8 protein-coding genes are annotated in these 7,062 nt (G+C 73.0%); 3 read left to right on the plus strand and 5 right to left on the minus strand.

What is annotated here, in order from left to right:
• Positions 1-4: 4 nt before the first annotated feature.
• Complete coding sequence (locus tag ACZ7L7_RS27015; protein WP_285511929.1) at positions 5-1,027, plus strand: saccharopine dehydrogenase family protein; 1,023 nt, start codon at positions 5-7, stop codon at positions 1,025-1,027.
• Here the strand turns inward: ACZ7L7_RS27015 and ACZ7L7_RS27020 are convergent.
• On the minus strand, positions 1,024-1,383 hold the full coding sequence (locus ACZ7L7_RS27020; protein WP_453609140.1) for a hypothetical protein: 360 nt from the start codon (positions 1,381-1,383) through the stop codon (positions 1,024-1,026). The genes ACZ7L7_RS27015 and ACZ7L7_RS27020 overlap by 4 nt on opposite strands.
• Positions 1,384-1,561: 178 nt before the next feature.
• Between ACZ7L7_RS27020 and ACZ7L7_RS27025 the strand changes: the two genes are divergently transcribed.
• Entirely contained in the window at positions 1,562-2,020 is a 459-nt protein-coding gene (locus ACZ7L7_RS27025; protein WP_093725490.1) for a MarR family winged helix-turn-helix transcriptional regulator, read from the plus strand.
• Between the two features lie 14 nt (positions 2,021-2,034).
• Here the strand turns inward: ACZ7L7_RS27025 and ACZ7L7_RS27030 are convergent, their stop codons facing one another.
• From ACZ7L7_RS27030 to ACZ7L7_RS27045, 4 genes are all read right to left on the minus strand, one after another.
• Positions 2,035-2,895, minus strand: coding sequence for a fructosamine kinase family protein (locus tag ACZ7L7_RS27030; protein ID WP_285511927.1), 861 nt, complete (start codon positions 2,893-2,895; stop codon positions 2,035-2,037).
• Between the two features lie 24 nt (positions 2,896-2,919).
• Positions 2,920-4,593, minus strand: a complete 1,674-nt coding sequence (locus tag ACZ7L7_RS27035) for a tetratricopeptide repeat protein (RefSeq protein WP_472077532.1) — start codon at positions 4,591-4,593, stop codon at positions 2,920-2,922.
• A gap of 84 nt (positions 4,594-4,677) precedes the next feature.
• Positions 4,678-5,856: an MFS transporter gene (locus ACZ7L7_RS27040; RefSeq protein WP_472077534.1), complete on the minus strand. Its 1,179-nt coding sequence runs from the start codon at positions 5,854-5,856 to the stop codon at positions 4,678-4,680.
• Positions 5,853-6,431 (minus strand): helix-turn-helix domain-containing protein, encoded by a 579-nt coding sequence (locus ACZ7L7_RS27045; RefSeq protein ID WP_285512093.1) that lies wholly within the window; start codon positions 6,429-6,431, stop codon positions 5,853-5,855. Before ACZ7L7_RS27045 ends, ACZ7L7_RS27040 begins: the two co-directional genes overlap by 4 nt.
• Positions 6,432-6,438: 7 nt before the next feature.
• Here ACZ7L7_RS27045 and ACZ7L7_RS27050 point away from each other — a divergent pair, with 7 nt between their 5' ends.
• Positions 6,439-6,966: a GNAT family N-acetyltransferase gene (locus ACZ7L7_RS27050; RefSeq protein WP_285511924.1), complete on the plus strand. Its 528-nt coding sequence runs from the start codon at positions 6,439-6,441 to the stop codon at positions 6,964-6,966.
• The last annotated feature ends 96 nt before the right edge of the window (positions 6,967-7,062 follow it).

Genomic DNA, 7,062 nt, shown 5'->3' on the forward strand with positions numbered 1-7,062 from the left:
TGTCATGGAGCAGGGTCAGCGGGTCGTGGTGTTCGGGGCGTACGGGCACACCGGGCGGTTCGTGGTGGCGGAGCTGCTGGACCGGGGGTACGTGCCGGTGCTGTCCGGGCGGGACGCCGACAAGCTGCGGGCGTCGGCCGCACCGGGCCTGGAGACGCGTCCGGCGTCCGTGACGGACCCGGCGTCGCTGGACCGCGCGCTGGCCGGGGCGGCGGCCGTGATCAACACGGCGGGTCCGTTCGCGACGACCGCGCGCCCGGTGATCGAGGCCGCGCTGCGCGCCGGGATCCCGTACGTGGACGTGGCGGCGGAGATCGAGGCGAACGCCGACACGTTCACCGACTTCACCGAGCGAGCCGGCGCGACCGGCGTTCCGGTCGTGCCCGCGATGGCGTTCTACGGCGGACTCGGCGACCTTCTGGTCACGGCCGCGATGGGCGACTGGACGAGCGCCGACGAGGTGCACGTGGCCTACGGCCTGAGCGGCTGGCACCCCACGCCGGGGACGCGGCTCGCGGGCGAGGTCTCCCGGGACCGGCGCGGGGGCCGCCGGGTCCGCTTCACCAAGGGCCAGCTGGAATACCACGACGACGCGCTGCCCGTCGTCCAGTGGCCCTTCCCCGAGCCGCTGGGGTCCCGGCCGGTGGTCGCGGAGTTCACCATGGCCGACGTGGTCACGGTGCCGAGCCATCTGACGGTGCCCGAGGTGCGTACGTACATGGCGGCCGAGGCCGCCGAGGAGCTGTCGGCGGCGGACACCCCGGCCCCGGCGGCGGCCGACGAGCAGGGCCGGTCCGAGCAGACGTTCCTCGTCGAGGCCGTCGTCCGCTCGGCCGGGCGGGAGCGCCGGGCGGTGGCCCGGGGCCGCGACATCTACGCGGTCAGCGCACCCCTCGCCGTGGAGGCGGTCGACCGCCTCCTCACCGGCCGGACGAGCGCGAAGGGAGTCGCCTCGGCCGGAGCGGCTTTCGACGCGGCCGACTTCCTGACCTCGCTGTCGGCGCACCTCACTGTGGAACTGCCCTAAGGCCGGAACTCGTGCACGACCCGAATGGTGCCGACGATGTGCGCGTTGAACTCGTCGAGTTCCTCCGCGGGGACCCACAGCTCCAGGATCGTCTCGCCGCCCGCCTGCTGGACGGGGTAGCGGCGCAGGAAGTCCGACTCGACCTCGAAGCGGGTCACGAAACCGGCGCCGTCGTGCTTGACGTTCCAGTCGCGGGCGATGCGTACCGCGTAGTCCTCGTTGAGGACGGGGTAGAAGATCGGCTGCTCGGGAAGGCGCGGCGGCCAGGCGCGCCACTCCAGCTCGCGGACCAGGTCCAGCTCCTTGGGGCCGGTGGGGCGCCAGAGGGTCGTGGTCGTGGGCGGGCGGCCGGTCATCGCGGTGCGCAATCCGTGCGGGTGCCGGTCGTCGGAGTCGGCCGGACGGGATCTTGACGCTAGCGGAAGCGCACAGGACACCGCCAGATATTTGCAGAGGAGGTATACTTGCGTACGACGACAATTTCACGGATGGCATATCCTGGGTGCCAGTCACACCGGACGGAGGAGACGGCCCATGACCGCCACAGATCCCGCGCTCACCGCGCTCGCTCAGGGCTGGTGCGCCCTGTCCCTGCTGCACGGGCGGATCGAGGCCCACATCGAGCGTGCCCTCCAGGCCGGACACGACCTGAGCGTGCGGGAGTACTCCCTGCTGGACGTGCTCAGCCGACAGCACAACGGTGAGGGCGGCCACCTCCAGATGAAGCAGGTCGCCGACGCGGTGGTCCTCAGCCAGAGCGCCACCACCCGCCTGGTGACCCGCCTGGAGGACCGCGGCCTGCTCTCCCGCTACCTGTGCCCCACCGACCGTCGCGGCATCTACACCGACGTCACCGAGGCCGGCCTGAAGCTCCTCGAAGAGGCCCGCCCCACCAACGAGCGCGCCCTGCGCGAGGCCCTCGACGAGGCCGCGCAGAACCCCGAACTGGCCCCGCTGGTCCGGGCCGTGGAAACCCTCCGCGTCCCCGCCTGAGCCGTGGGGAACGGTCAGCCGCCCGGCGTCGACCGCGCCGCCGCCAGCGCCTGTTCCGCGTAGCCCCGTCCGAACAGGGCGGCGTGGACCAGCAGCGGGAAGAGCTGGTGGACGGGGATCCGGGCCTGCCAGCCCTCGCCGAGCGGCGCGGTCTCCTGATACCCGGCCAGCACGCGGTCCAGGTGCGGGCACCCGAAGAGGTGCAGCATGGCCAGGTCGGTCTCCCGGTGCCCGCCGTGCGCGGCCGGGTCGATCAGCCAGGCGTGCCCGTCGTCGCCCCACAGCACGTTGCCGTTCCACAGGTCGCCGTGGAGCCGGGCCGGGGGTTCGGGCGGTCCCGCGAACTCCGGCAGCCGGGCGCAGACCCGCTCGAAGACCGTGGCCTCGGCGGCGTCGAGCGTGCCGCGGTCGACCGCCGCGCGCACATACGGCAGCACCCGGTGCTCCGCGTACCAGCCCGGCCAGTCGGCGCCCTCCACGTTCCGCATGGGCGCCAGACCGATGTACGCCTCACGCGGACCGTCCGGCGGCGGGGAACCGAAGGCGGGCGCGCCGGTGGTGTGCAGCGCGGCCAGTTCACGGCCGAGCCGGTGCGCGGCCTGCGGGCTCGGGCGGCCGGCCCGGATCCGGTCCGTGACCAGCCATTCCTCGTCGCAGCCGTGCACGGTGGGCACCCGGACCGTGCCCGCCGCGCCCAGCCAGCGCAGCCCCGCCGCCTCGGCCCGGGTCGCGCCGGGGCCGCCGTCGCCGCGCTTGACCATCACCACCGTGCCGTCGTCGAGGGTGACTTCGGCGAGCGCCCCGGACAGCCGACGCGCACCGGTCACCGCCCTGCCGGTCAGCCGGGCCGCCGCTGACTGCGCTGAATCCCTCATACCGGCAGCGTAGGCACACGCGCCTCAGTGACAGCAGTCCCCTTCCTTCCCCGAGCCGGTGTCGAGGCGGCAGAAGCAGGACGACTCGATCGGTACGTCCGCCAACGCGGCCGCGGTGCGCAGCTGTTGGGCGATGATGCCCGCCTCGCTCTCCTTGCCCTGGCGGGTCAGGCACTCGTGGAGTCCGTGCAGCGCCCACACGTTGCCGGGGTGCTGGCAGGGCCGCGGCAGGGTGCTGTCCAGGCCGAGGTCGGCCCGGTAGACGGCCTCGGCCTCGGCGACCCGGCCCTGTTCCAGCAGCAGGGCGCCGTAGGCGTGCCGGGTGGGCTGCATCCAGCCCCAGGGTTCGTCGTAGGGGAGGTTGTCGTCGAGGTCGATGGAGCGTTCCAGGGCGGCGAACGCCGCGTCGTAGTTGCCCTTGCGGTACTCCAGTTCGCCCTCCAGCATCGCGTCGGCGATGGCGAGGATGTCGGCGCAGGTGTTGTTGAACAGCATGCGGCTCTCGGGGACCCTGGCGCGGGCCGCTTGGAACTGCCGCTGCTCTGCCTCCGCCTCGGGGACGCGGCCGAGGGCGGAGAGGGCGACGCCGCGGGCGTAGTGGAGCATCGCGGTGGTCATGCGGTACAGGTCGGGGTCGGCGGGGAGCGGCAGTTCGAGGATGTCCGTCCATTTGCCGAAGCGGATCAGGACGTGCACCCGCATGGCGACGAATGCCTCCAGCCAGTCCGCCATGGGCGGGCTCTCGACCCGCAGCAGGTCCTCCGGGATGGCGGCCTCCAGCTGGTCGGCGGTCTCCAAGGCGACCTGGGACTGGCCGAGGAACATCGCGCCGTAGATCCGGAAGTGGTAGTTGTGCGCCCGGTACAGCGAGTAGAAGTTCATCGGGCCGGACCGCCTGAGGATCTCCTCGTCGGCGCGGATGGCGGCGGTGTTGTCGGCGACGACGCGCCGGTAGTCGCCGCACAGCACCTCCAGGTGCGAGGGCATGTGCTGCAGGTGCCCGGCGGCGGGGACCAGGTCGCGCAGCCGGTCCGCGGCGTTCAGCGCCGCCTCCGGGGTCGGGGACATCTCCATCAGGTGGATGTACATGTGCAGCACGCCCGGGTGGTGCCGCCCTGCGGGCGAGTCCACGACGCGTTCGAGCACGTCCCTGGCCTCGACGGTGCGGGCGCCCTCGGCGGGCTGCCCGGTGCGCAGGTCCCACAGCTGCCAGGGGGTGAGGTTCATCAGCGCGTCGGCGTACAGCGTCGCGATGTCCGGGTCGTCCGGGGCGAGTGCGTAGACCGCGCGCATGGCGTCGGCGTACGGCGCGTTCCACACCGAGCAGTCCTCGACCGCCTCGGCCTGCGGGTAGCGGGCGCGCAGGGCGCTGATCAGGGCCTGCTCCACCGGTGTGCAGCCCTCCGCCTTGGCGTGGGCGGCCTCCACGGCCTCATGGGTGCGCTCGACGGTGGTCTGGAGATCCTTCTCGTCGAAGAACTCCCAGGGTTTGTTGTAGTTCGGTCCGAGGGCATAGGCGATGCCCCAGTGGGCCATGGCGCAGCCGGGGTCGGCTGCCGCGGCCTTCTGGAAGCAGGCGACGGCCTCCTCGTGATGGAAGGCGTACGTCCAGGTCAGTCCCCGGTCGAACCAGCGCTGCGCGTCCGGGGACGTGGTGGTGACAGTGCGGCCGTGCGGGCCCAGGTCGTAGTACTCCACTGTGGTCTCCTGAGGGTGCCACCGACTCGGAGATCGTCATTCTTCCGGGGCTACCGGGTCTGCCCCGGCTCCCACCATTTTGTCTCACTCGTACGAGGGCAGGGGAGCCCGTTCGGGAACTCGGGCGAGGAGTGCGGCCGCGACAAGGGGGGCCAGGGCGACGAGGGTGGTGCCGCGCATGCCGATGCCGTCGACGAGCGGCCCGGCGAGGGCGGTGCCGAGGGCCCCGACGGCGAAGTAGAGCACCATGTACGCCCCGCTGAGGCTGCCGGAGTTGGCGGGGTCGATGCCGATCACCAGGCTCTGGTTGGCGGCCTGTGCGACGAAGCAGCCGGCGTCGAACACCGCGAGCCCGACGGCGATGCCCACCACACTGTCCGGCGCCAGGGCGATCACCAGCACCCCGCACGCCGCGACCGCCACGGCGGCGGTCATCACCGTGCGCGGGCCGTGGCGGTCCACCAGACGCCCGGTGAACGGCAGTACGGCGAACCCGAGCACCCCGGCCAGGCCGAACAGTCCGATCGCGGTCGGGTCCAGGGAGTGCGGCGGCCGGGCGAGGTAGAGCGCAAGGCCGACCCACAGCAGGGTGAAGGCCAGGTACCACAGCCCGCCGGTGACGACCGCGCGCCGCAGTCGGCCCACACGCACCGGGAGCCGGGGCAGCGCAGCGAGGGCGGCGCGGTAGGAATCGCGGGCCCGGGGCCGCTCGCCGGGCAGCAGAGCCGCCGCCGTACCGGCACACAGCAGGGCGACGGCCGCGCACAGGGCGAGCATCGCCCGCCACCCGTACAGATCGGCGAGGGCGCCGCCGACGAGTCGGCTGAGGAGGATTCCGGCGGACAGCCCGGTGGCCACGAGCGCGACGGCGGAGCCGCGGCGTCCGGGCGGGGCCAGGCGTCCGGCGATCACGCTCGCCTGGGCGGCGACCGAGGCGGCGGCACCGATGACCAGGTGGGCGGCGATCAGCACGGCGGCGTCGGTCGCGGTGGCGGCCAGAACCAGGCCCGCGGCGAGGGCGGTGAAGTGGGCGGCGACCAGTCGCGCGGGGGCGATGCGGTCGGCGAGGGGCAGCAGCACGGCGAACCCGGTCATGGAACCGGCGAGCGCGGCGGACGGGACCAGGCTGATCGCGGAGAGCGGGACGTCCAGGTCGGCGGCGACGACCGCGAGGGCGGGCTGGAGCGTGTAGTTGTCGGCGATCGCCGTACCGGCCAGGGCGGCGAGCAGGGCGGTGGTGCCGCGGCGTGCGGGACGGGTCACGGGCGGTCGGTCCGGCTGAGGATCACGGCGTAGCGGCAGGCGTCGGCGCCGGTGTTGGCGAAGACCCGGGGCGCGGGCTCGCCGAGTTCGATGACGTCCCCGGCGTCGAGCTCGTGCACCGTGTCGCCGTCGTGGAAGGTGAGCCGTCCCTCCAGGACCCAGACGAGCTGGTGGAGGAAGGCGAAGGCGGCGGCCGGGTAGGGGACGCGGGCGCCGGGCGGCAACCGGATCTCCGCGATCTCGGCCGGGAAGCGCGGCCCGGCGATCTGACGGCGCCGGTAGCCGGTCTCGGGGTCGGTCCACTCGATGTCCCCCGCGCGGCGCCGCACCCCCGCCGGGGTCTCCGCCACGGCGGTCTCCTCGGTCTCCCCGAGCAGCGAGGCGACGCTGATCCGGAAGGCGGCGGAGAGCTTGCCGAGCACGACGGCGGTGGGGTTGCTCTCGCCGCGCTCGATCCGGTTGATCATCGCGCGGGAGACCCCGGAGGCCTCGGCGAGCTGGGCGAGGGTCCACCGGCGCCGCTCCCGCTCGGCACGGATACGGCTGGCTATCCGCTCGACCAGGGGATCTATCATATTAGACATGATTCCAATATACGAGAAGCGAGGGGGCGTGACGGTCCGCTCGGCCCGGCCCGAGGACACCGGAGCCGTGGTCGCCATCCGCAATCACGCCGTCGCGCACTCGACGGCCCTGTGGACCGAGGTGCCGCACACCCCCGCCGAGGGCAGGGCGTGGTTCGCGGACCACCTCGGCCGGGGCTCGGCGCTGGTGGCGGAGGTGGACGGCGAGATCGCGGGGTACGCGGCCTACGCGCCCTGGCGTGCCCTGGAGGGCTACCGCAACACGGTGGAGGACTCGGTGTACGTGCGCGCCGAGTACCACGGCCTGGGCATCGGAGGCGCCCTGCTGACAGCCCTGATCGACCGTGCCCGCGAGACGGGCCAGCACAGCATGATCGCCGCCATCGAGTCGGGGAACCAGACCTCGGTCCGGCTGCACGAGCGGCGGGGCTTCGAGCACGTCGGCACGCTGAAGGAGGCCGGGACGAAGTTCGGGCGGTGGTTCGACCTGACGTTGATGCAACTGCGGCTGGCCGGGCGGGGCTAGGTGTTCTGTCCCGGGAGGTTGTGGACGGGTGAGCCAGGTCTCGGCTGAGGGATCTTGAACAGGTGAAGGCCTTCCGGTTCGGTGTGGATTGCGACG

This window comes from Streptomyces sp. NPDC110618 (assembly GCF_055657065.1).